At 59.5% G+C, this 24,250-nt stretch carries 20 protein-coding genes and 1 pseudogene; 10 read left to right on the forward strand and 11 right to left on the reverse strand.

The window, feature by feature from the left end; genetic code table 11:
- Position 1 precedes the first annotated feature (1 nt).
- The 5 genes from ACYZT0_RS13660 to ACYZT0_RS13680 all read right to left on the reverse strand — a co-directional run bounded on the left by ACYZT0_RS13660 (position 2) and on the right by ACYZT0_RS13680 (position 6,036).
- Entirely contained in the window at positions 2-1,117 is a 1,116-nt protein-coding gene (locus tag ACYZT0_RS13660) for an HlyD family secretion protein (RefSeq protein ID WP_462046283.1), read from the reverse strand.
- 6 nt (positions 1,118-1,123) lie between these two features.
- Positions 1,124-1,972 (reverse strand): hypothetical protein, encoded by an 849-nt coding sequence (locus ACYZT0_RS13665; RefSeq protein ID WP_462046284.1) that lies wholly within the window; start codon positions 1,970-1,972, stop codon positions 1,124-1,126.
- A 1-nt stretch (position 1,973) separates the two neighbouring features.
- Positions 1,974-3,302: a glycosyltransferase family 2 protein gene (locus ACYZT0_RS13670; protein WP_462046285.1), complete on the reverse strand. Its 1,329-nt coding sequence runs from the start codon at positions 3,300-3,302 to the stop codon at positions 1,974-1,976.
- A gap of 6 nt (positions 3,303-3,308) precedes the next feature.
- Positions 3,309-4,646 carry a TackOD1 domain-containing metal-binding protein gene (locus ACYZT0_RS13675; protein WP_462046286.1) on the reverse strand — a complete coding sequence of 446 codons (1,338 nt, stop codon included), beginning with the start codon at positions 4,644-4,646 and terminating at the stop codon, positions 3,309-3,311.
- A 499-nt stretch (positions 4,647-5,145) separates the two neighbouring features.
- Positions 5,146-6,036, reverse strand: a complete 891-nt coding sequence (locus tag ACYZT0_RS13680; protein ID WP_462046287.1) for a LysR family transcriptional regulator — start codon at positions 6,034-6,036, stop codon at positions 5,146-5,148.
- A gap of 134 nt (positions 6,037-6,170) precedes the next feature.
- Here ACYZT0_RS13680 and ACYZT0_RS13685 point away from each other — a divergent pair, with 134 nt between their 5' ends.
- The gene (locus tag ACYZT0_RS13685) at positions 6,171-7,601 is read left to right on the forward strand and encodes an MFS transporter (protein WP_462046288.1); all 1,431 of its coding nucleotides are present in this window, start codon (positions 6,171-6,173) and stop codon (positions 7,599-7,601) included.
- Positions 7,602-7,614: 13 nt separating this feature from the next.
- Here ACYZT0_RS13685 and ACYZT0_RS13690 read toward each other — a convergent pair whose 3' ends face one another.
- The 4 genes and pseudogenes from ACYZT0_RS13690 to ACYZT0_RS13705 form a co-directional block, all read right to left on the reverse strand.
- Complete coding sequence (locus ACYZT0_RS13690; protein ID WP_462046289.1) at positions 7,615-8,055, reverse strand: cupin domain-containing protein; 441 nt, start codon at positions 8,053-8,055, stop codon at positions 7,615-7,617.
- A 995-nt stretch (positions 8,056-9,050) separates the two neighbouring features.
- Positions 9,051-9,635: pseudogene (locus ACYZT0_RS13695) on the reverse strand (hypothetical protein); the annotation flags it as partial.
- 45 nt (positions 9,636-9,680) lie between these two features.
- Complete coding sequence (locus ACYZT0_RS13700; RefSeq protein WP_462046290.1) at positions 9,681-10,115, reverse strand: DUF1801 domain-containing protein; 435 nt, start codon at positions 10,113-10,115, stop codon at positions 9,681-9,683.
- A gap of 41 nt (positions 10,116-10,156) precedes the next feature.
- The gene (locus ACYZT0_RS13705; RefSeq protein WP_462046291.1) at positions 10,157-10,393 is read right to left on the reverse strand and encodes a hypothetical protein; all 237 of its coding nucleotides are present in this window, start codon (positions 10,391-10,393) and stop codon (positions 10,157-10,159) included.
- Positions 10,394-10,564: 171 nt separating this feature from the next.
- Here ACYZT0_RS13705 and ACYZT0_RS13710 point away from each other — a divergent pair, with 171 nt between their 5' ends.
- From ACYZT0_RS13710 to ACYZT0_RS13730, 5 genes are all read left to right on the forward strand, one after another.
- Entirely contained in the window at positions 10,565-12,328 is a 1,764-nt protein-coding gene (locus ACYZT0_RS13710; protein ID WP_462046292.1) for an L-lactate permease, read from the forward strand.
- Between the two features lie 230 nt (positions 12,329-12,558).
- Complete coding sequence (glcD, locus tag ACYZT0_RS13715; protein ID WP_462046293.1) at positions 12,559-14,058, forward strand: glycolate oxidase subunit GlcD; 1,500 nt, start codon at positions 12,559-12,561, stop codon at positions 14,056-14,058.
- On the forward strand, positions 14,058-15,122 hold the full coding sequence (glcE, locus tag ACYZT0_RS13720; protein WP_462046294.1) for a glycolate oxidase subunit GlcE: 1,065 nt from the start codon (positions 14,058-14,060) through the stop codon (positions 15,120-15,122). Before glcD ends, glcE begins: the two co-directional genes overlap by 1 nt.
- A 3-nt stretch (positions 15,123-15,125) precedes the next feature.
- On the forward strand, positions 15,126-16,367 hold the full coding sequence (gene glcF / locus ACYZT0_RS13725) for a glycolate oxidase subunit GlcF (RefSeq protein WP_462046295.1): 1,242 nt from the start codon (positions 15,126-15,128) through the stop codon (positions 16,365-16,367).
- Positions 16,364-16,765: a heme-binding protein gene (locus ACYZT0_RS13730; RefSeq protein ID WP_462046296.1), complete on the forward strand. Its 402-nt coding sequence runs from the start codon at positions 16,364-16,366 to the stop codon at positions 16,763-16,765. Before glcF ends, ACYZT0_RS13730 begins: the two co-directional genes overlap by 4 nt.
- Before the next feature lie 70 nt (positions 16,766-16,835).
- Here ACYZT0_RS13730 and ACYZT0_RS13735 read toward each other — a convergent pair whose 3' ends face one another.
- Positions 16,836-18,296 carry an MFS transporter gene (locus tag ACYZT0_RS13735; RefSeq protein WP_462046564.1) on the reverse strand — a complete coding sequence of 487 codons (1,461 nt, stop codon included), beginning with the start codon at positions 18,294-18,296 and terminating at the stop codon, positions 16,836-16,838.
- Between the two features lie 479 nt (positions 18,297-18,775).
- Here ACYZT0_RS13735 and yghX point away from each other — a divergent pair, with 479 nt between their 5' ends.
- On the forward strand, positions 18,776-19,663 hold the full coding sequence (gene yghX / locus ACYZT0_RS13740; RefSeq protein ID WP_462046297.1) for a YghX family hydrolase: 888 nt from the start codon (positions 18,776-18,778) through the stop codon (positions 19,661-19,663).
- A gap of 107 nt (positions 19,664-19,770) precedes the next feature.
- On the opposite strand, the gene ACYZT0_RS13745 is transcribed toward yghX, so the two are convergent.
- Positions 19,771-20,088 (reverse strand): carboxymuconolactone decarboxylase family protein, encoded by a 318-nt coding sequence (locus ACYZT0_RS13745; protein ID WP_449643590.1) that lies wholly within the window; start codon positions 20,086-20,088, stop codon positions 19,771-19,773.
- Between the two features lie 196 nt (positions 20,089-20,284).
- Between ACYZT0_RS13745 and ACYZT0_RS13750 the strand changes: the two genes are divergently transcribed.
- Genes ACYZT0_RS13750 through ACYZT0_RS13760 form a run of 3 tightly spaced genes read left to right on the forward strand, consistent with a single transcriptional unit; the run spans position 20,285 to position 24,221 of the window.
- A complete protein-coding gene (locus tag ACYZT0_RS13750) occupies positions 20,285-21,658 on the forward strand; it encodes a glutamine synthetase family protein (RefSeq protein WP_462046298.1) in 1,374 nt (457 codons plus the stop codon).
- 7 nt (positions 21,659-21,665) lie between these two features.
- Positions 21,666-23,057 carry an aldehyde dehydrogenase family protein gene (locus ACYZT0_RS13755; RefSeq protein WP_462046299.1) on the forward strand — a complete coding sequence of 464 codons (1,392 nt, stop codon included), beginning with the start codon at positions 21,666-21,668 and terminating at the stop codon, positions 23,055-23,057.
- 3 nt (positions 23,058-23,060) lie between these two features.
- Positions 23,061-24,221 (forward strand): iron-containing alcohol dehydrogenase, encoded by a 1,161-nt coding sequence (locus tag ACYZT0_RS13760; protein ID WP_462046300.1) that lies wholly within the window; start codon positions 23,061-23,063, stop codon positions 24,219-24,221.
- Positions 24,222-24,250 lie beyond the last annotated feature (29 nt).

Genomic DNA, 24,250 nt, shown 5'->3' on the forward strand with positions numbered 1-24,250 from the left:
TTTATTTACTCCCCGGTGCGGTGGTGGGTGTTCGATCCATCGCAATGAAGTCCCCTAATTGCTCGATGAGCTCACGGCTGTCACTGAGCATTCGTTGCCAGTCGGTCGGAAAGCGAACATTCAACGGCAGTTGATCGATTCTCCAGCGGGGCGACAGGGGGCGATCAAACCGGGCGGCGACCTGCAAGCCCATTTCACTGGCGGCGAACGGCCCACGCAACACCGTCGGCGTGCGACCGGCGCTGTCGACGGCCTGGACAACATGGGCCGCCAACCACTCGCCATCGGGCATGCGAACGCGCAACGACTGACCAATCGCGGCGTAGCTGATGTTCAGCGGTTCGAGATAGATCCACAACAGGGGCTCTTCCAGCCGCTCAAGGCGCATCAACAACGTACCGGCACCGACGTTTTCGCCGGGAGTGACCAATACCTCCGCAACCCGACCGCTCTGCGCAGCCTTGACCGACAACGCGGCGAGGCGCGTTTTCAACCACTGTTGCTCGGCGTTCTGTTGAATAATCTCGCGTTCAACGCTCAACGGCGACTGACGAGCCAGTTGCTCGCGGCGCTCGAACGCCAACAGGTCCGCTTTAAAAGCATCGAGTTCAGACTGGGCTGCCAGCACTTCTCCACGAGAGACGGCGCCTGAAACAACGAGGTCTTCAAGCACCTGCACGCGTTGCTCCGTCCTGCTCACTCGGGTCCTGAGCAACTGACGCTCCCGAGTGTCCAATTTGGTGTTGGCGGCGCGCACCGTATTAGTGGGCATCGCGGCGAGCTGCATTAGCCGCGCACGCCATTCGGGATTGTCGAGACTGACCAACGGCTGATCGACCTGGACCTGTTCCCCGGCCATGACAAACAGCTGATCGACCCGACCGGCATCCCGTGCGCGCACCTCGAGAATCGGCAGGCGCAATTGCGCCGGCGCGTCGATCATCAGCAGGCCGTAGGTCAGCTTTCCTCCCAGCCAGATCAACGGGCTCGCGACCAGAAACAAGATCAAATACCAACGCACGCGAAACGCCATGCGCTTGCCCGGAGCGTAGAGCACACTCAAACCCTGTTCCTGCGTGGGGTTCAGCTCTTTACGACTATCGAATCGAATCTTCATGACGGCTCACCGTTTTGGAAAGTCTCGCCAGGCTTGCCAGTCAATGCCGGCAATTCCTCGTGGTTGCAGCTGTTCGCGCCAGGCACTCGTCTGGTGCTGCAACTGCTCAGTCGACGCGCCGGCCCAGGATTCCGTGGCATCCAATTGCGGCTCGGTGCTTTGCGCCAGGCGAAACTGCAGATCGGGCCAGCGTTGAGCGATCTGCTCTGCCATTCGTGCGCTGTTTTGCGGGTTGCGGGTGTAGATCATCAGGCTGACCTGACGCACGCCCGCTTCGGGCAGCGCGCACGGCAGACAGGTTTTTCCGGGTTTTTCCTCGGCGAACCAGCGATGATGGCTGGAAATCTCTACCGGCCAGGGGCTCGCTGCGGAGGCCGCGCGCAAGGTGTCGAGCAAGTCCTTCAAACGCTGATCCGGGACCGGTACGCCCAGCTGCTCGACTTCCAGGTCCAGGTGCAGGCTGCTGAATGAAAGCCCCTTCAGCTTCGCCAATAAATCGGTGAGCTGATGGCGCTCCTGCGGCTCGATCCAGGCCGAATCGCCGAGCAACAGGCTGACTTGCACCCCCTCGCCGGCCGCGTCCTGCAGCAATTGCTTCAGCCGTTGGCGCGTCGTGACAAGGTCTTTCAACTGGGCGGCCTTGAGGCCAAGGTAGATCTTGTCCATCCCGGCTTTACGCAGTTGCTCAAGCTCCGCTTTACGTTGATGGGGATCGAGCAATGCTTCGCTGTCCCAGACATAACTGGCCTGGGACCATTGGCTCGACTGCGACCCCGCCGCCTGAAGCGGCAGTGGTTGTGCGGCCATTATTGTCGTTGGCAACGACAGCGTCAGGAGCAGAAGTATCGATCGCATATCAAAACCTCGTGGCTCGTTTAAGCACCCACCACGGCGCCATCGAGGTTTCTTCATGGCCCCGACGAAATATCTCGTTGAGCATGGCCACTGCGCTCCAGCACCGCAGAAACAGCATGAACAGCGGAAAGAAAGGCACCAACAACCCCAGGATCATGTCCTTTCGAGGTCGGTCGGACACCATCAACAACAATGCGCCGAACAACAGCGTGGTGATCATCAGGTACAGCGCATAGATCAGTGCAAACAGAAACAACAGCGTCTTGCCCGGCAGAATAAATAACGCCAGCAAGGTGTAGCTGAAGATGATGAACGGCAGCACCAGCTGAAAAAAGAAGCCGCTGAGCAGGATCATCAGAAAGGTCGGCCAGCCCAATAAGTTCGGGTTGATGTTGTGGTTGTGCTTTCTGACGTACAGAAAAAACAGGTCGCCATCCCAGCGCAATCGCTGCATCAGAAACTGACCAAGCGTCGACGGTGCATCGGTGTGACCAATCGCTTCCGGCTCGAAGGGAATCCTCAAGTCATGTCGCTTGAAGTAACTTTTGATGCGCAACGTCAGGTCCAGATCCTCCGCGGTGTGGGTGTTCCAACCACCGATTTTCACCAGAAAGCTGCGGCGGAATGCCCCGAAGGCCCCCGAGACGTTGTTGACCAGGTTCCATTCGGCCAGACCGATTTTCGACATGTGGATGGATAGCAGGTATTCCAGCGCCTGCATCGCGGTGACCCAGGAACCCCAGACATTGCGCACACGCAGGCTACCGGCGACCGCAGGCACCGACGGGTCCTCGAAATGGCGCACGATAGAGCTGACCATGTTGTTGTCGAAGGACGTGTCACCATCAAGCGCCATCACGATGTCACCGCTGGCAAGCGACAGACCTGCGTTCAATGACGATACCCGCCCGCCCCGCTGCCATTTGGCGATCGGGCGCAAATGACGCCTGGGGTACAACTGCGGATCCACCTTAAAACTGCGAACGGCGCTCAGCGTCGGCTGATTCACCGTGGCCCCGTCCACCACCGGAATCATCTCGATGTGGCCGGGGTACGTCTGCTCGCACAGGCTTAACAGCGTGGTCTGAACATCCATCCCTTCGCTGTAGCAGGTAATGATGCAAGAGACCTTGGGGCGATAGACGCTGATCTTCGGTATACGAGTGCGTCGACGCGTAAACCAGCGCAATACACCCAGCAGGACCATGATCATGAGGGGCAATTCAAAGATCAGAAACAAGGGGAAAAGCATGAAAAACAACCGGCTCAATCCATCTGGCCCCATGAGCGCGCTGAGTGCGTTGAAGAGTTGCTCCATTAAAGGGCTCATGGCGTCTCACACCAATTCACTGGCCAGACGGGCCAGTAGTAATTCGCCATCTTCCTGTTCGAGAAGATCGTGGGGCGCCGTGATGCTGACGACACGCAGTGAAATGTCACTGACCTCCGGTGCTGAAAACAACTCGGCGACCCGGCTCAAGCGTTGTTTGACGCTTTCCAGGCCCTTGCCATCGGTATGTGGAAGCATGATCCACAAGTACTCTTCCGTACTTCGAGAGCAGCGGTCGGTTTCCCTGACGGTTTCCTTCAAACGGTCGGCCACACTGTCGATGAAGGCATGGCCGTGGTGTTCGCCCAGGCGAGACAACGTACTGGCCAGGTTGATGAAGCGCAGACCGATCAGTGAGAAGGCAGGCAACGGGTAGCGGCGCACGACTTGCATCTGCCAGGTCAGCAGATCATAAAAATCCTTGCCGCCTAACAGAGTGAGTCGACCGAAGTGATGAACCGATTGATCGCCGAACTCCTGGCGGCAGCGGAAACGTCCGGCCTCGGCCAGGCGGAAATCTCTGACCTCGCGTACTCGCAACTTGTCAGGCGTGTGTGACAGGCCGCAGTCCAGGCAGCGAGCCTGCACTTCGGCATCGACAAAAAACGCCTGGCATGACCGACAGCGATAATTCTCCATAGGGCGGTCGTAATCACTGCCGATATGGCGCAGCCGGTTCAAGCAGTTGGGGCACAACAACACCCCGTCTTTGAGAAAGGATTCCTGTGGCCCCACGTGCCCACAGGTAAAGCAGTGCAATGAAGGCTGCCGTGAAATGTCCAACGCCTGACATTCGACACACACATCGATGTAATTGAGCCGGCCCGAACCACAGTCCGAACAGAGGCGAACACGATCGACCAGAACCCCCTCTTCCAGCCAGTCCTGCTGCACCATCAAACTGAGCCAGACAAACGAATTGACCTGCTCGTTATCAGCCAGGGCGTCCAGCAGCGGATAGCGATAATGCTGAGGCACCTCCGGGTCTCGCAGGGCATAGATGTGGGCGTTGTCGCGCAACCACAACCAGGAAAGCACCCGACTTTCAAAACGCTCGGGGGCGCAGCCCTGATTGAACAGCCGGTAGCGTTCTTGCCATACCTCCCAGAGGGTTCTTATTTCGCTGGATTCGACAGGGCACGCACCGTCACCCAAGGCTTCACACCAGTCATTCTGATCACGGCAACAAAAAACGAGGGTGTAGCGATAAGGGGGAATCGAGCGCAGCTTTCGAAGCACCTGCCCGGAATAAGCCGCTGGCAGGTCCAGCAGCAAGACATCAAATGCGGGTGCAGCCAACAAGCTGCCTAGGTCGGCGAAGTGTTCAAGCTTCGGAAGATTCAAGCTTGGAACTCTATTACCGAGTATCGCAATCCGTGGAGTTGGAGTCGGCATGTCGCACGGCCTCTGCGGACAGACAAGTGCGGTTAAAAGGAGTTACAAACACTACCACCGCGCCAGAAAAGCGCCAACTTTATTGTGAAGTTATTTTTTGATAGGCCGAATGCCACTATTTTGTCATTAACTTACTCGCCTTCCGTCTTTGTACACTGCGCTTCAATACGAGCGGTATCCATGACTATAAAAATAATAATTGTTGATATTTCAAATACTTATACACACTTAGCAAATAAAACATTACCACTATGCTCACTACTTTTTAATTGCCAGCATTGTCAGCGCTGGACGTAGCCAAGACCGCTATAAAATTAATAGGTTCAATGGGTTTTTATATCAAATTCGCCAATCCATATAACAATAACAACACAACGAAACTGAAGAGTTACACGAGTGAAACATGCAGTGTTTCAATAATGAACATTTGCTCAAATCTTGCAACTTGTTAATCAGCACAAACATCCCGAATGCAGCTACGCAACCATCGATGCACCGGATCAGCGTCCAGACGCGGGTGCCAGAGCATTGCGACGGTGAACGCCGGCAGAGACAGTGGCAGCGCAAAGCTGTGCATGCTGGTGCGCAGGTTGGCAGTGTGCCGTTCGGGAACGCTGGCAATCAGATCGGTGGCCCGGGCGAGTGCCAGCGCAGTGGAGAAGCCTGCAACGATCGTTGCTATCTGCCGCTCCAGCTCCAGGGGTTCAAGGGCCTCATCAATGGACCCCTTGTCGAGCCCGCGCCGAGAGACACTGATGTGGCTGCCCGCCGCATAACGCGCAGGGGTTATCTCGCCCTGGCTCAGTGGATGCCCCCTTCGCACAACGCCGATGAAACGATCCCGGAACAAGCCCTGCGTGCGCAACTCCGGGCCAGCGGCCTTCCCCACCACACCCGTTTCCAGATCGACCGTCCCGTCGCGCAGTGACGTGCTGTCTTTGTCGGTTTTGTGCATGAAGCACAGCCGCACGCCTGGGGCTTGCTCGGCGACGCGCGCAATCAGGTCCGCGCCAAAATTTTCCACAAAGCCTTCACTGGTGCGCAGCGTGAACGTGCGGCTCAGCTGTTTGAGATCGGGTTGCTCGGCAGGTCGAAGGACCGCTTCTGCGTCCTGCACCAGTTGACTGACCCGCTCGCGCAGTTCTAGCGCTCGCGGGGTGGCAACCAGACCACGTCCGGCCCTGACCAAGAGCGGATCGCCGGTGGTTTCACGCAATCGCGCCAGCGCCCGGCTCATCGCCGACGGGCTCAGCCGCAAGCGTTTGGCGGCGCGCACCACGCTGCCTTCGGCGAGCAGCACATCAAGGGTGACCAGCAAGTTGAGATCGGGAGTGGACATGCATCGCCCCGCGGCAGAGTGATATGGCGTTGAACGCACGAATTAAGTGCAAAGGGTGCGCCTTCCGCCATGTTAGGCCGCAGCGTAGATTTCTGATAGCTCCGCTTCGGGAGTGGCCAGAAAAGAGGAACAGTATGAAATCAATCAGTGCAGTCGCAGAACATGCGCAACAGACACCGTCCGCTCGGTGGGCGCTGGCCAGTCTTTCGCTGTCGATGCTGCTGTCCTCGCTGGGCACCAGTATCGCCAATGTGGGTTTGCCGACCTTGGCCCAGGTATTCAACGCCTCCTTTCAGGAAGTGCAGTGGATCGTCCTCGCCTACCTTCTCGCCATCACCACCCTGATCATCAGCGTCGGTCGGCTCGGTGACATGACTGGGCGTCGGCGGCTGCTCTTGGCCGGCATCGGCGTGTTCACGCTGGCGTCGGCGTTGTGCGGCTTTGCGCCCTCGCTCTGGATGCTGATTGGCGCCAGGGCGCTGCAGGGACTCGGTGCGGCAATCATGATGGCGCTGACCATGGCCTTTGTCGGCGAGACGGTAGCGAAGGCGAGAACCGGCAGCGCCATGGGCTTGCTCGGGACGATGTCGGCGATAGGCACCGCGATGGGGCCGTCGCTCGGTGGCCTGCTGATTGGCGGGTTCGGCTGGCGGGCAATCTTCCTCATCACCGTACCGCTGGGCTTGCTGACGTGGGTGCTTGCGCATCGCTACTTGCCCGCCGATCGCCAGAAACCCAAGACCGATCGTGCCGGCTTCGACCCGCTGGGCACACTACTGCTGGCGTTGACACTCGCCGCTTATGCGCTGGCCATGACCCTTGGGCGAGGCAGTTTCGGCCCGATCAACATTGCCTTGCTGTTGGCGGCGGGCGTCGGTGTCGGCCTCTTTGCGTTCACCGAGGCTCGTGTCACTTCACCGTTGATTCGATTGGCGATGTTCCGTGATCCCGTGCTCAGTGGCGGCCTCGCCATGAGCCTGCTCGTCGCGACAGTGATGATGGCAACGCTCGTAGTCGGCCCCTTCTATCTCGCGCATGGACTCGGCCTCGATGCCGTTCTGGTGGGGCTGGTCCTGTCGGTCGGGCCGTTTGTCGCGGCACTGACGGGTGTGCCCGCAGGCCGTATTGCCGACCGCTTTGGCGCCCGACGCATGACCCTCGCCGGGCTCGCAGCAATGGCGACTGGCTGCTTCACGCTATCGGTGCTGCCGGAGACATTCGGCATCGTCGGCTACCTCTTGCCCATGGTTGTGATCACTATCGGCTATGCCCTGTTCCAGACAGCCAACAACACGGCGGTCATGGCGGATGTTCAGCCAGACCAACGCGGCGTCATCTCCGGCATGCTCAACCTGTCGCGCAATCTGGGGCTCATCACCGGTGCGTCCGCCTTGGGCGCGGTCTTCGCGCTCGCTTCGGCCGCTGTCGACATTGCAACAGCGCGACCCGAAGCGGTTGCCAGCGGTATGCGAATCACCTTTGCCGTGGCGCTGGTGTTGGTCGCTGTCGCACTGGCCATCGCGCTGGGAAGCCGCGCGTTGGCAATGCGTCATAACCGCCGGTAACCCGACACGGCGTTTACTTTTCCAGCACGACCAGTGGCGTGTCTTTCTTCACAATGTATGTCGCCAATTCAGAGGCTTTGCTCGCGCCGATATTCTTCGCGACGTGCGCAGTGCCTGCGGGGATGTACAAGGAGTCGCCGGCTTTGAGCGTTATCGGTGGCCGCCCCTCGAGCTGATACTCAAACGTGCCGTCAATGACGTAGGCCACTTCCACGCCCGGATGAGAATGCTTGGGGGATACCACACCCGGCTCGAAATCAACACGAACCTGGATCACCTCACGCCCGGCGACGTCGAGATTCTGGCGCAGCAGATCGGTACGGTGAAGACCCGCCTGCCAGCTTTTTACTGGAGGCGCCTCTTCAGCTTGAGCGAGGCCCGCGAAGGCAGTGAGTGCCGCGGCAACGGCGACGCCGAGCATGCCAGCGGAGATACGGTGATTGAATCGGGACATGGCACTTCTCCAATGAGTGCGCGGAAAGTCGCGCGCAGGTTGCCGCGGATGCGGTGGCCCTATTGAGAGGTCGCCATGTATCGCGCAAGTGTCGCCAAGGCCTTGGATTTGTATACGAAGTTAGCTGCAGCCGCGCTGGATACGTTCCGATACAAACAGATCCTGCGGACATCGGCATAGGGGACGGTCTTCATAGACCCAGCTCGCGTTGACCGCCGTCAGGTTTGGGAATGGCTATACGCCGTACCGGACTAGGCCGGTAGACGCCCGTCGCCCTTTAAGGCATGAGGCGAGATCTCCCCAGGTAAGAACGCAATCCTTCATCACACAACCGCCGGATTTACGCTGCCTGACCCTTGACCACAAGAGCTTCGCGGTTTGCTGCCCGCTCGCCCTGATCGGCATCGCTTTGTATCCGGTTCTTGTCCATCGACTCGCGGCTTCGATTCACGCTTGCTCCCCACACTCGGTCGCCCTCATGCAGTTGCGCTTCACTTCGTTCGCGGTGGTCAGCTTACGGCGGGACTTTCACCCACAAGATTGCGCCCATGCCGGGCGCACACGAAAAAGCCCGCACAAGGCGGGCTTTGAAATCGAGTAGGTGGCCGGTGCTGGTCTCCGGCTTACAAGGTTTATCAGGACTCCCACAGAACAGTTTTGTGCTGTCCTGCTTCACACGGCATAAGGGCTGGATCTCAGCGCGGAGATCTTTCTAACCGTGTACCCTTCGGAACGCGCCCCACGTTTCCTCGCCATCCGCTTGCGCATCAGTCTGCGTCTTCACCTACAACTTCAAGAGTAGTCCAAAGTCCAAAGTACAAGGCGAGCTTTTTTAGAACGATTTTGCCCTGTGGGAAGCACGGCAGGATGGAAAAATGCTATCGCCAGTGACGCACCTCTCAAGGTCAAATGCCGAGCGCCGTCCCCTGGGGTACACGCCGACAATAGTCGTCGTGTACCCCCACGCTTTCGGCTTACTGAGTCGTGCCAGTCATTTACAGATCAGTGATTTCCTTATGGCGTGGCACCAGCGTCTTCATCACGCTCCACGCCACCAGATAGGCCACCGCACAGATGGCAAACAGGATCATGTAGCCGGTATGAATATCGCCAATCAGTTTGTAATGGTCGATCACCCAACCGCCGGTCTTGGTCATGACTACGCCACCCAAGCCGCCTGCCAAACCACCAATGCCGCACCGAAGCGATGGATTTTTGCGGAAACATGTCAGACACGGTGGTGAAGATATTGCACGACCACGCCTGGTGCGCCGAAGCGCCCACGCCGATCAGCAGCACCGGCACCCAGAAACTGATGCAACCTCCATACCGCCACCCAAACGAAGCCCAACGCACCGATCACGATGAGAGCCGCTTCCCAGCCCCATAGGCCGGCAATCAGCGGCACGCAGATCGGCGCCAGGACCGCGCCCACATTGGCACCGCAAAACGTGCATTATTGCGCCGGTCGACCAGATGCCGATCGCTACCACATAGGCGGTCTTGGTGCCGATCTTGTCAACGAAGCGGCCGGCGAACAGCATGGAAATCGCGTACACAAACTGAAACACGCTCATGACGAGAGACATCGTAGCGGTCATCTCGTCAGGGTTTCACAGGCCCGCTCATTCAGCCCGTTTGCTGCGAGCGGCCGCTCGTGCCGAGGTGTTGAGCGCGACGGCGACGAGAATGAGCGCCTTCAACGCTTTCTCATCAAGCTTGTCGCCCTCATGCAAATCAATGGCACGTCGGGTGTTGCCTTCCAGACTGGCGTTGAAGAGGCTTGAAGGGTCTTCCAGCGAGGCGCCCTTGGCAAACGTCAGCTTCACGACCTGCTTGTACGTCTCACCGGTGCAGATGATTCCGGCGTGCGACCACACTGGAACCCCCCGCCACTTCCATTCCTCGACCACTTGCGGGTCGACCTGCTGGATGAGCGTTCGGACCCGAGCGAGCGTCTCGCCCCGCCAATCTCCCAGTTCCTTGATTCTGGCGTCTATAAGCTGAGAGGCCGAATCTCCCCCCTCTTCTTCCTTTGCGCCGACCTGCTCTTTCTTCATGGGGTTGTCGCCTTCTTCATAAGGGTGTCCAAAACCGGGCTCTACAGAGTTTTTTGACTGTTGCCGAGGGTCTTTGCCTTTTCGATCCCCCAGTCAAAGGCAGCCTCCATGTCCAGCAGATGCGGTTTTGGATCGTGATCCTCAAAAATGACCGTGCCGTCCGGCCGGTACACACCGATGAACATTTCCAGCGAGCCGTCCCTCAATATCTCGGCTTTGACCTCTATCTTGCATCCGTTCGACAGCGTTTCCCTATGGACCATATGGCGTTCAGTCATTACTGCATTCCTCTCGTCGTTGAAGGCCGAGTAGCGCATTTACCTATGGGCCATGTTAGCTCAGTGCGGTCCACTAGAAGGCCCGCCAGGACAGCGGCGTAATGCCACCTATACTAGAAGCCACCGCCCCACGGGGTCTGCACGCCCAACAATAAAAAGCAGAGGTGGAACATGGTCTGGCAGCAAATCTACGATCCGTTCGGCAGCCCGATACTTTCAACCATCATGGCAGCAGTGCCGGTCGTGGTGATGTTGGCAGCCCTGGCGTTTTTCCATATCAAGGCGCATCTGGCCGCATTGCTGGCCCTGGCCTCGGCGCTAGTGATCGCGATCTTCGCTTTCGGCATGCCGGCGAACATGGCCGGCTCGGCCGCACTTTACGGCGCCGCCAACGGCTTGCTGCCCATTGGCTGGATTGTGCTTAACATCATTTTCCTGCATCGGCTAACGACCGAGAACGGCTCGTTCAAGGTGCTACAGGATTCCCTGGCGCGCATCACCGACGATCGACGCCTGCAATTACTGCTGATTGCTTTCTGCTTCGGTGCTTTCTTCGAAGGGGCTGCTGGTTTCGGCACGCCGGTGGCGGTGACCGGGGCGATTCTAATCGGGCTGGGCTTCTCGCCGCTGGCCGCGTCTGGCCTGGCGTTGATCGCCAACACCGCGCCTGTGGCGTTCGGCGCGCTGGGTACGCCGATCATCACCCTGGCCAAGGTGACCGGGTTGGATGAAATGGAACTGTCAATGATGGTCGGCCGGCAATTGCCGTTCTTCTCGGTGATCGTGCCGTTCTGGTTGATCTGGGCCTTCGCCGGATGGCGCAAGATGCTGGAAATCTGGCCGGCGATTCTGGTGGCCGGGGTCAGTTTCGCCGTGCCGCAGTTCCTGGTGTCCAACTACCACGGGCCGATGCTGGTGGACGTGATCGCCGCACTGATTTCCATGGCCTGCCTGACCGGTTTCCTAAGGGTCTGGAAACCGGCCACTGTGCATACCTCCGCCGCACTGTCCGGGCGAGTCGACAACTCCAAAATAGCCGAAGAGCATGACGAAAAACCCGTCGCCAGTGCGGCCTTTGCCAGCGATGCCAAGCCTGCTGTCATGCGCGCGTGGATGCCGTGGATCATCCTCACCGTGTTCGTTTTCGCCTGGGGCACCCAGGGCTTCAAAAACATGTTCGATACCCGCCCGGCGATTGATCCGGCCACTAACTCGGCCAAGCTCGACCCTCAAGGCAAACCGATGCGCGAAGCGAACCCGATCTTCGCCCCAGTATTGACGTTCACCACTATCCACCAGCAGATCGAGAAGGTCCCGCCCGTGGTGCCCGCGCCTAAAAAAGAGGACGCGGTCTACAAGTTCACCTGGCTCACCAGCACCGGTAGCGGCATCCTGCTGGCGGCGATCCTCGGCGGGCTGCTGATGGGCTACTCCATTCCGCAGCTGATCAAACAGTACGTGCGAACGATCTGGGTCGTGCGTTATTCGCTGATCACCATCGTCGCGATGCTCGCCCTGGGTTTCCTCACCCGTTATTCGGGCCTGGATGCCACCATGGGCCTGGCCTTCGCCGCGACGGGCATCTTTTACCCCATGTTCGGCACCCTGCTCGGCTGGCTCGGCGTGGCCTTGACCGGCTCGGATACGGCGTCAAACGTGCTGTTCGGCGGCTTGCAACGGGTGACCGCCGAGCAGCTGGGGATCAGCCCGGTGTTGATGGCCGCGGCCAACAGCTCCGGCGGAGTCATGGGCAAGATGGTCGACGCCCAGTCGATCGTGGTGGCGTCCACCGCCACGCGTTGGTACGGCCATGAAGGGGAAATCCTGCGTTATGTGTTCTTCCACTCGATCATCCTGGCCATCCTGGTCGGTGGCCTGGTGACGTTGCAGGCGTATGTGGCGCCGTTCAGCCATATGGTGGTGGGCGGGCATTGATTGACGAAAACCTGTCAGCCATGCCCGGGTCATCGCCGGGGCATGGCGGCAATGTTTCACTTTGTGGTGAGGGAGGCCCCGCCCCGTCTTCGACGCCGCGCTGTCGCGCAGCAAACTGGTTCGACCAGCCAACAACACATAGACAGTAGAACGCCTCAGGCCAATGATACAAGTCAGTGGTAACCGGACACAGACCTCCAATAGAAACAACTGAGGGTCGTCAACCGACTATGAACATTCTCTACGATGAACGCGTCGACGGCGTCCTGCCTGATGTCGACAGAGCTGCCTTGTTGCAGGCCCTGCACGCGCAGTGGCCGGATCTGGAAGTCCTGCATCAACAGGAAGAGCTCAAACCGTACGAATGCGACGGACTGTCTGCTTACCGCACCACACCCATGCTGGTGGTGCTGCCGCGCCACATCGACGAGGTGCAAGGTGTGCTTCGGCTCTGCCATGAGCGGCATGTCGCGGTGGTTGCCCGCGGTGCCGGCACCGGTTTGTCCGGTGGTGCATTGCCGCTGGAAAAAGGCGTGCTGCTGGTGATGACGCGCTTCAATAATATCCTGCACATCGACCCCGCCGCCCGCACGGCTCGGGTTCAGCCGGGGGTGCGTAATCTGGCGATTTCCCAGGCTGCTGCGCCGTTTGGCTTGTATTACGCGCCGGACCCCTCCTCGCAGATCGCCTGCTCTATTGGCGGCAACGTGGCCGAAAACGCCGGTGGCGTGCATTGCCTGAAGTACGGCCTGACCGTGCACAACCTGCTCAAGGTCGACATCCTGACCGTCGACGGCGAATACCTGAGCCTGGGTTCTCAGGCGCTCGACTCTCCGGGCTTCGATCTGCTGGCGTTGTTCACCGGTTCCGAAGGCATGCTCGGGGTGATCACCGAAGTCACGGTCAAACTGCTGCCCAAACCGCAAACTGCCAAAGTGCTGTTGGCAGCGTTCGATTCCGTCGAGAAAGCCGGTCGCGCGGTGGGTGACATTATTGCCGCCGGCATCATCCCCGGTGGCCTGGAAATGATGGACAACCTGGCCATTCGCGCCGCCGAAGACTTCATCCACGCCGGCTATCCGGTCGACGCCGAAGCCATCCTGCTGTGCGAACTCGATGGCGTTGAAGCCGACGTCCACGATGACTGCGACCGCGTCCGCCAAGTGCTGGAACAGGCCGGCGCCACCGAAGTGCGCCAGGCCCGCGATGAAGCCGAACGCGTGCGATTCTGGGCCGGACGCAAGAATGCCTTTCCTGCGGTGGGCCGTCTCTCACCGGATTATTACTGCATGGACGGGACGATCCCGCGCCGCGAGCTGCCCGGTGTGCTGCACGCAATTGCCGCGTTGTCCGCCGAGTACGACCTGCGGGTGGCCAACGTTTTCCACGCCGGTGACGGCAACATGCACCCCCTGATTCTGTTCGATGCCAATCAACCGGGCGAACTCGATCGCGCCGAAGCCCTGGGCGGCAAGATCCTCGAATTGTGCGTGAAGGTCGGCGGCAGCATTACCGGTGAACACGGCGTGGGCCGGGAGAAAATCAATCAGATGTGTGCGCAGTTCAATAGCGAAGAGCTGACCGTGTTCCATGCCGTCAAAGCCGCCTTCGATCCGAGTGGTTTGCTCAATCCTGGGAAAAACATTCCGACGCTGCACCGCTGCGCCGAGTTTGGCGCCATGCACGTTCATTTGGGTCAGATGCCTTTCCCTGATCTGGAGCGTTTCTGATGCGCAGTGAACACGATATCGACGACAGCGGCGCGCTGCTCGAGCAGGTCAACCAGGCGCTGCAAAACACCACGCCGTTGCGCATTCAAGGCTCCAACAGCAAGGCGTTTCTTGGGCGCATCGTGGCGGGCGAAGTCCTCGACACGCGTAGCCACCGAGGCATCGTCAGCTACGACCCGACCGAACTGGTGATCACCGCCCGCTGCGGGACGCCGTTGACAGAGCTTGCTGAGGTGTTGGATGCAGCGCAGCAGATGCTGCCTTGCGAACCGCCCTCCTTCGGCGACGGCGCCACGGTCGGCGGCATGATCGCCAGCGGGCTGTCGGGACCACGGCGTCCCTGGTCGGGGTCCGTCAGGGACTTCGTCCTTGGGACACGCGTCATCACGGGTCATGGCAAGCATTTACGCTTCGGTGGCGAAGTCATGAAAAACGTTGCCGGCTACGACCTGTCGCGCTTGATGGCCGGTAGCTACGGCTCGCTTGGCGTGGTGACCGAAGTCTCGCTCAAGGTCCTGCCCAAGCCGCGTCAAGCCTTAAGCCTCAGTCTGGAAATGAACAGTGATCGCGCCTTGCTTCGCCTCGCAGAATGGGGGCAACAACCGCTGCCGATCAGCGCCGCGTGCCACGATGGGCAGTGCCTGCACCTGCGACTTGAGGGTGGCGAAGGCTCGGTGGCGGCGGCTCATGAGCGACTGGGCGGCGAGTTGCTGGACTCCTCGTATTGGGTTGATCTCAACGAGCATCGATTGAGCTTTTTCGATGAGGACCAGGCACTTTGGCGCCTGTCCGTTCCTCACAACACGCCTCGGCTTTCCCTGCCTGGCCGTCAGCTGATCGATTGGGCCGGTGCACAGCGCTGGCTCAAAACCGACGCAGAGGCAACGTTCATTCGCTCGATCGTGGAAGAAGTCGGCGGGCATGTGACCTGCTACAGCCATGGCCTGATCGACAGCCCGTTTCAACCGTTGCCTGCCGCACTGATGCGCTACCACCGGAACTTGAAGCAACAACTCGATCCCCAGGGAATCTTCAACCCCGGACGCCTGTACGCGGAGCTTTGACCCATGCAGACCACCTTGAGCGAACGCGCACGCCAACTGCCCCGCGCCGAAGAAGCCGAAAGCATCCTGCGCACGTGCGTGCACTGCGGTTTCTGCAATGCCACCTGCCCGACCTATCAATTGCTGGGCGATGAGTTGGATGGACCGCGGGGCCGCATTTACCTGATCAAGCAGGTCCTGGAGGGCAACGAAGTCACGCAAAAGACCCAACAGCACCTGGATCGCTGCCTGTCTTGCCGCAATTGCGAAACCACCTGCCCTTCCGGTGTCGACTATCACAACTTGCTGGACATCGGCCGGGCCGTGGTCGATGCGGCGGTGCCGCGCCCACTCGGCCAGCGGTTGTTGCGCGAGGGACTGCGCAGCGTCGTACCCAATCCTGCGCTGTTCAAAGGACTGGTCAGCAGCGGCCAGGTGTTCCGGGCGTTGTTGCCCAACACCTTGCAGATAAAGTTGCCTCGCCACGTCTATCCGGCCAAGCCGCGCCCGACCACTCGCCACGCCCGGCAGGTGCTGATGCTCGAAGGCTGTGTGCAACCGAGTCTGTCGCCCAATACCAACGCGGCCGCCGCCCGAGTCCTGGATCGACTGGGGATCAGCGTCACCGCGACCAACGCAGCCGGATGCTGCGGTGCCGTGGATTATCACCTCGACGCTCAGGCGGCCGGCCTTGATCGCGCCCGCCGCAATATCGATGCGTGGTGGCCGAGCATTGAAAAAGGTGCCGAGGCCATCGTGCAAACCGCCAGCGGTTGCGGCGCTTTCATCAAAGACTACGGTCACCTGCTCAGCACCGATCCGGCCTATGCCGAAAAGGCTAGAACGGTCAGTGCACTGGCCAAGGATCTGATTGAAGTGCTGCGCGACGAACCGCTGGAAAAGCTCGGCATCCATGGCGATCAACGCTTGGCGTTCCACTGCCCCTGCACATTGCAGCACGCGCAGAAACTGGGTGGCGCGGTCGAAGCGATGCTGACGAGTCTGGGCTTCAACCTCACGCCGGTTCCCGACAGTCACCTGTGCTGCGGCTCGGCGGGCACCTATTCGCTGACCCAACCCGAACTGTCCCGGCAACTGCGCGACAACAAGCTCAATGCGCTGGAAAGCGGACATCCCGAAGTCATTGTCACGGCCAATATTGGCTGTCAGTCCCACCTCGATGGTGCGGGCCGAACCCCTGTCAGGCACTGGATCGAACTGGTCGAAGCCGCCTTGCCACAACCGAGCACTGGAGAACTGCCATGAAAAGCAAAGCTGTACTGAGCCAGACCGAAGTCAGCCAAATCCTCGCGGCTGCACGCACCGAAGCGCAGAACAATCAGTGGGCCGTGACCATCGTGATTGTCGATGACGGCGGCCACCCCCTGGCCCTCGAACGCCTCGACGGTTGCGCTCCGATTGGCGCCTACATCGCCACCGAAAAGGCCCGCACCTCGGCCCTCGGTCGGCGCGAATCCAAAGGCTATGAAGAGATGGTCAATGGCGGCCGCCATGCCTTTTTGTCGGCGCCATTACTGACCTCGCTGGAAGGTGGCGTGCCCATCATGGTCGACGGCCAGGTGATCGGCGCGGTCGGGGTGTCCGGTGTCAAAGCCGAGCAGGACGCACAAGTCGCCAAAGCCGGCGCGCAATGCCTGAACTGAGCCGAACTGATTTGAGCTGAGCGCTGAAATGGTCGGGCCGTGTGATAAACGGCCCGACGTTCGTTCTCGATCACTGCCCTTCAGCAAGTTCCGTCTTCGGTGTCCGCAGAGCGCGCCAGGCAATTAAAATTGCCATGAGTGCCAAGCCGAACGTCACCCACGAAACCAAATTAATTCCACCCTCGAATGCACTTCCCGCCTGCGTCATCAACGCTCGTGCTTGATCTCCCGACAATTGCACCGCTACATGATTAGCACCGGATAGCGTCTCACTCGCCAGCATCGTCTGCACCTCGCTCAAAAAGCCCGGAAGCTGCAATGCACCGCGATAGTAGGCTGTGACGAGGCCACCGAGCACTGTCGTCCCCAAAACCACGCCCACTTCATAGGCTGTTTCACTAATGGCCGACGCTGCACCCGCCTTATCCGGCGGTGCGGCGGACAAAATCACGTCGTTGGATACCGTGGCGATCGCGCCCACGCCAATGTTCAGCAAGGCAAAAGCCACCACCAGAACGAACAGGCTGCTGCCGATGCTGGCGACCAACAAAAACGCCGCCCCAACAAACGCCATCAGAATCGGCACCAGCACATGCACCTGTACTCGACGCGCCACAGGCACGACTGCCATTCCCACTACGATCGCCATGATCTGACCAGGTACTAACGCCAAGCTAGCCCTCAAGGGCGACATCTGAAGGACGATCTGTAAGAACTGAGTGGTGAAGAATACAAAGCCGACGAGGAACGCGAGGCTCATCAGATTGATCAGCACTGAGCCGCTGAAGGTGCCACTTCGGAACAGACTCAGATCCATCAGCGGCACAGGCAGACGTAACTGCCGACGCACAAACATCCACCCAGCAACCATGCCGATTACAAATGCTGTCAGCGCCATCCAGTCGAGACCATTACTGGCGCTGTGTTTAATGCCGTAAACGATGGCACTGAGGGCAACCATCAATTCCAAGATACTGAGCGGATCCAATGGTCCTGAACAGTCTTGCTCGGACTCGGGCAACAACACCGGTCCCAATACCAATAACGGCACCAATACGGGTATTGCCAACAGGAAAATCGCCTCCCAGCTGAAAAATTCCAGCAAAACCCCACCGACCAAAGGACCGAGTGCCGATCCTACCGTCAGCGTTGTTGCCCAGATCGCGACAGCGACTCTCCGTTCTTCTCGATCCACAAATACCGAACGTATCAATGCCAACGTTGAGGGCATCAGCATCGCACCGAAAATCCCCATGCAAGCTCGCCCGGCAATCAGTTGTGTAGCCGTATCGGAATAGGCGGTCAGTACCGACACAATGACAAAACCCAAAGACCCAGCCAGTAACAACTTACGATGACCGATTCGATCGCCCAGACTGCCCATCGACACCAGCAATCCCGCCAATACCAGCGAATAGGCATCGATCATCCATAACTGCTGACTAGCGCTCGGACGCAGGGCCTCGGCAATCTTGGGTAACGCGAATGCAAGCACCGTATTGTCTACGGTGACCAGTAATACTGGCAGCATCAGCACGCTTAGGGCTGACCATCGTTTTGATTTTGCACTGTGTTGTGCTGCCTCACTTATTAACACCATTGCTACAAGCTCCTTATTACCTCAAAAAAGTCACGGGACATTTTTCAATGCTTCCGTGAAACGAGCCCTGCGCACCTCCATGGCGAGGGTTTAAGAATGCAACTTGCAACGTACGAAAAATTAACTTTTCTCGCGGAAAAGCAGAACACTTTTATAATTTCGTTACATAACAACTCAATCGACTATTTGTTTCATATTGTTTGATGGCACTGATGGGCTTAAAGCCCTTTTCCGTCTGCCCCACCCCAAAAAGCAGCACCCCAAACAATCTCGGGCGTTTGCTTGAGTCACCCTCTCCGCTTTTTCACACAGTTTATGAGGATTCTTTTTTCGAGCGGCTACGCTCGATAGGTATCGCTCACGCTGTCCAGCCGACAGAGCAATCGACCCGCCCAAGAGGAAGCGCACAGATGACCCGTCTCACTGCGAAAGATTTTGCCCCGGAATTGCTCGAACTGTACGACTACTACGCCCACGGCAAGATCAACCGGCGTGAATTTCTGGATCGAGCGGCGTTGTTCACCTTGGGTGGTTTGACCGCCAGCGCGCTCCTCGCCGCCCTGAGTCCGAATTATGCTCTCGCCGAGCAGATTGAATTTACCGACCCGGACATTGTTGCCGAATACATCACCTATCCATCTCCGAAGGGCAACGGGCAGGTCCGTGGTTATCTAGTGCGCCCGGCGAAAGCCACCGGCAAGGTGCCGGCCGTGGTAGTCGTGCATGAAAACCGCGGGCTCAACCCTTACATCGAAGATGTCGCGCGGCGTGTGGCCAAGGCAGGGTTCATCGCCCTCGCCCCCGATGGCCTGACGTCGGTGGGCGGCTATCCTGGCAACGATGACAAAGGCCGGGAGTTGCAGGCGACCGTCGACCCTCAAAAGCTCATGAACGACTTTTTCGCCGCCATCGAGTGGTTGATGAAGCATGACGCGACCACCGGAAAAGTCGGCATCACCGGGTTCTGCTACGGCGGTGGCGTTGTCAATGCCGCAGCCGTGGCCTATCCGGAACTGGGGGCTGCCGTGTCCTTTTATGGCCGACAGCCAGAAGCCAAAGATGTCGCCCGAATCAAGGCACCGGTGATGCTTCACTACGGTGAACTGGATACGCGCATCAACGAAGGCTGGCCCGCCTATGAGAAGGCATTGAAAGCCGCGGGCAAGACGTATGAAGCCTACATCTACCCCGGCGCCAACCATGGTTTCCATAACGACTCCACGCCTCGATACGATGACGCCGCTGCCAAGCTGGCCTGGGACCGGACACTGGGGTGGTTTCGACTGTATCTGGCTTAATGGTAAAGCTGAAGTCTGCTTTGACACTGTTGCCAGATTTCGCATGAATGGAGGTTTTCGAAAAGCTGGCGAGTCAGCTGCTCAAACGCGGCTCAATAAGCCCTCGTTCAGGTCTCGATCACATCGTCCGCCCAGCTGATGGCCGCAACGACGGTCGGGAAACCGATGGTGCTCGTCAGTGAGATCAGCGTGTGACGGATCTGCTCTGGCGTAGCGCCGGCTTCCAGTGCCCGTCGGGTATGACTGTGCACCGCACCCTCAGAGCGGATGGCCGCCGCGGCACCGAGCTGGATCAGCTGGACAACGATCTCCTCCAGTGGGCCGGTGTGACGCACCGCCGTACCCAGGGCCTCCACTGCGGCCAAGTAATCCGGGTACTGCTGTTCGAGACGTTGGTAGGTGTTGTGCTCTCTCTTCTTTGCCATCTTTGTGTCCTCGCGTTGGCGGTGCGAACAGAATCATCAGGCTTCGATTTCCGAAACTTGCACTCTGCGGCAGTAGGCTACGCTTACATCAGCTTATTGCCCACGATGCTCGCGTCTGCAGGTTTTGGTTTGTTCTGGAGAGCGTCTGCAATAGCTATTTCAGACAGGCCCAAACAATTCACGCAGGACTGACGTGATGACCGAGCCCTTCCTCAGCTTAGCCGAACTCAAACGTGCCGCCGCCTCCGGCGAGATCGATACCGTGCTGGTGTGCATGGTCGATATGCAGGGGCGACTGGTCGGCAAGCGATTCCAGGTCGAGTTTTTCATCGACAGCGGCCACGAAGAAACCCACTGCTGCAATTACCTGCTGGCCGACGACATCGACATGGAGCCGGTGCCAGGTTACGCCGCGGCCAGCTGGAGCAAAGGCTATGGCGACTTTGTGCTCAAGCCCGACATGGCCACGTTGCGGCGGGTGCCCTGGCTTGAATGCACGGCGCTGGTGCTCTGCGATGTGCTCGATCATCACCATCGGCGCGACCTGCCACACAGCCCGCGGGCGATCCTGAAAAAGCAGATTGAGCGACTGCGCGAGCGCGGTTACACCGGCATGTTCGCCTCGGAACTGGAGTTCTATCTGTTCGACGAGAGCTACGAGGCCATCCACGAGCGCAACTACCACAAGCCAAAGACGGCCGGTCACTACATCGAGGACTACAACATCCTGCAGACCACCCGCGAGGAACCGGTGCTGCGGGCGATTCGCAAACATCTGCAGGCCTGCGGTATTCCCGTGGAAAATTCCAAGGGTGAATGGGGCCCGGGCCAGGAAGAAATCAATATCCGTTATGCCGATGCCCTGACCATGGCCGACCACCATGTCATCATCAAGCATGCCTGCAAAGAGATCGCGCAACTGCAGGGCAAGGCGATCACGTTCATGGCCAAGTGGCGCTATGACGCCGCCGGTTCCAGCAGCCACATCCACAATTCGCTGTGGGACAAGAGCGCCAAAAAGCCACTGTTCTTCGACCCCAAGACGGAGTTTGGCATGTCGAAACTGATGCGTTCCTGGGTGGCCGGGCAGCTCAAATATGCCAACGACATCACCTGTTTTCTCGCGCCCTACATCAATTCGTACAAGCGTTTTCAGGCCGGCACCTTTGCACCGACCCGTGCAGTGTGGAGTCGGGACAATCGCACCGCAGGCTTTCGTTTGTGCGCAGAAGGCAGCAAAGCCATCCGCATTGAATGTCGCATCGGCGGCGCCGACCTCAATCCTTACCTGGCCTTCGCTGCCTTGATCGCTGCAGGACTGGCCGGTATCGACGAGAAGCTCACCCTCACGCCGCCCTTCGAGGGCGATGCCTACCTCGACGAGCATTTGCCTGAAGTCTCGAAGACCCTGCGCGAAGCCTGCGCCGCGCTCCAGACCTCGACTATGTTGCGCGAGGCATTCGGTGATGAAGTGGTCGACCACTACGTGCACACCGCCGAATGGGAGCAGAAAGAGTACGACCGGCGGATTACTGACTGGGAATTGCAGCGCGGTTTTGAGCGCTATTGAGACCACCATGACCTCGACCATTCAACTCATCTCACCGGTCGATGGCCGGGTCTACGCCGAACGCCGCTGCGCCGATGCTGCGCAGATTGATCAGGCACTGGCGGCTGCCGAAGCTGCCCAGGCGCAATGGAAACGTCGGCCGCTGAGCGAACGCGCCGCCTTTTGCAGCGCCGCGGTGGATGCGATGTTGGCAATGAAGGCTGACATCGTGCCGGAACTGGCCTGGCAGATGGGCCGCCCGGTGCGCTTTGGCGCTGGCGAACTGCGCGGGTTCGAAGAGCGTGCCCGCCATATGATTGCCATTGCGCCTGAAGCGTTGACGGCGCTTGAACCCACGCCTGTCGCCGGTTTTCGACGCTGTATCAAACGCGAGCCGCTGGGTACGGTGTTGGTCGTCGCACCCTGGAACTACCCCTACCTGACGGCGGTGAATACGATCATCCCGGCGCTGATGGCCGGGAACAGTGTCATCCTCAAACACGCGTCGCAAACGCTGCTGGTGGGTGAACGGTTCGCCGAGGCGTTTCGCCGTGCCAATCTGCCCGAAGGATTATTCCAAAACCTGCAGCTGAGTCATCTCCATACCGCGATGATCATTGCCTCAGGACGCGTGCAGCAGGTGAACTTCACCGGCTCGGTCGAAGCCGGCAAGACCATGGAACACGCTGCTGTCGGAGGTTTCCTCGGCGTGGGCCTGGAGCTTGGCGGCAAAGACCCGGCCTACGTCCGCGCAGACGCCAACCTCGAACACGCGGTGGAAAACCTGGTGGACGGCAGCTTCTTCAACGCAGGGCAAAGCTGCTGCGCCGTGGAGCGCATTTATGTCGATGAGAGAATCTACCCCGCCTTTGTCGAACGCTTCGTCGCCCTGACTCGCCAATACGTGCTGGGCAACCCGCTGGACGAAGCCACCACGCTCGGTCCGCTGGTGACACCGAGCGCTGCTGAATTCGTGCGTAGTCAGATCGCCGAAGCACTGACACAGGGCGCTCGGGCGCTGATCGATCCAAAGGATTTTCCTGCCGACGTGCCGGGCAGCGCCTACCTCGCGCCGCAGGTATTAGTGGATGTCACCCATCAAATGTCAGTGATGCGTGAGGAAAGCTTCGGTCCGGTGGTCGGCATCATGCCCGTTGCCAGCGACGACGAAGCCATTGTCTTGATGAACGACAGTGAGTTCGGGCTCAGCGCCTCCATCTGGACGCAAGACCTTGCCGCCGCCGAACGTCTGGGCAACGAGATCGACACCGGCACCGTGTTCATGAACCGCTGCGATTACCTCGACCCGGCTCTGGCCTGGACAGGGGTGAAGAACAGCGGGCGCGGCGTCACGCTGTCGCGCTTGGGCTATGACCACCTGACCCGAGTGAAATCCTTCCATTTGCGCCACGAGATCTGAGCCATGAGCCTGACCGCGAACTGGAACTATCCCACCAGCATCCGCTTCGGTGTCGGCCGCATCGCCGAACTCGCCGAGATCTGCCGCAGCCAAGGAATCCAGCGACCGTTGCTGGTCACCGACAGTGGCCTGGCGCGTGCCCCAATCACCACGTCAGCGGTGGACGCCTTGCGCGCCGCCGGCCTTGGCGTGGCGCTGTTTTGCGACCTTAAACCCAACCCCGTCGAAGCCAATCTGGCGGGCGGGCTCGAGGCCTGGCGCGCCGGCAAACACGATGGCGTGGTCGCCTTCGGCGGTGGCAGCGGCCTGGACATGGGCAAGCTCATCGCCTTCATGAGCGGCCAGACCCGCCCGGTCTGGGATTTCGAAGACATCGGCGACTATTGGACACGTGCCGACGAAAGCAGCATCGCCCCGATCATTGCGGTGCCGACCACGGCGGGTACCGGCTCCGAGGTGGGCCGTGCGGCGGTGATCATCGATGAGCGTACGCACACCAAGCGCATCATCTTCCACCCGAAAATGATGCCGCGCGTGGTCATCAGCGACCCTGCCCTCACCGTCGGTATGCCGGCAAAGGTCACCGCCGGTACCGGCATGGATGCTTTTGCGCATTGCCTGGAATCCTATTGCGCCCCCGGCTTTCATCCCATGGCCGAAGGCATTGCGGTGGAAGGCATGCGCCTGGTCGCCAATGCCCTGGTGCGAGCCGTACACACACCCTCGGACCTGGAGGCGCGAGCGGAAATGCTCGCGGCGGCCGCGATGGGCGCTACCGCCTTTCAGAAAGGTCTGGGCGGGATGCACGCCCTCTCACACCCGGTGGGCGCCCTGTACGACACCCATCACGGCATGACCAATGCCGTGTTCATGCCCTATGTCCTGAAGTTCAATCGCCCGGCCATCGAGGAACGCATCACCCGCCTCGCGGCTTATTTGCGTCTGCCCTCTCCCGGCTTCGACAGTTTTCTGGCCTTCGTCCTCAAGTTACGCAAGGACATCGGCGTGCCGCACACGCTGTTTGAGCTGGGGGTGGATGACCAGCAGGCCGACCTGATCGCGGACATGGCGGTTGTCGACCCTTGCGCTGGCGGGAACCCGCTGCCATTGACCCGAAATGGCGCGGCAGAAATTTTCGACGCGGCGTACCACGGCCGTCTGTAGGAGCGTCGACCGGCTGCTCCTACAAAAAA

The sequence above is a fragment of the Pseudomonas sp. ZS1P83 genome (assembly GCF_054897825.1).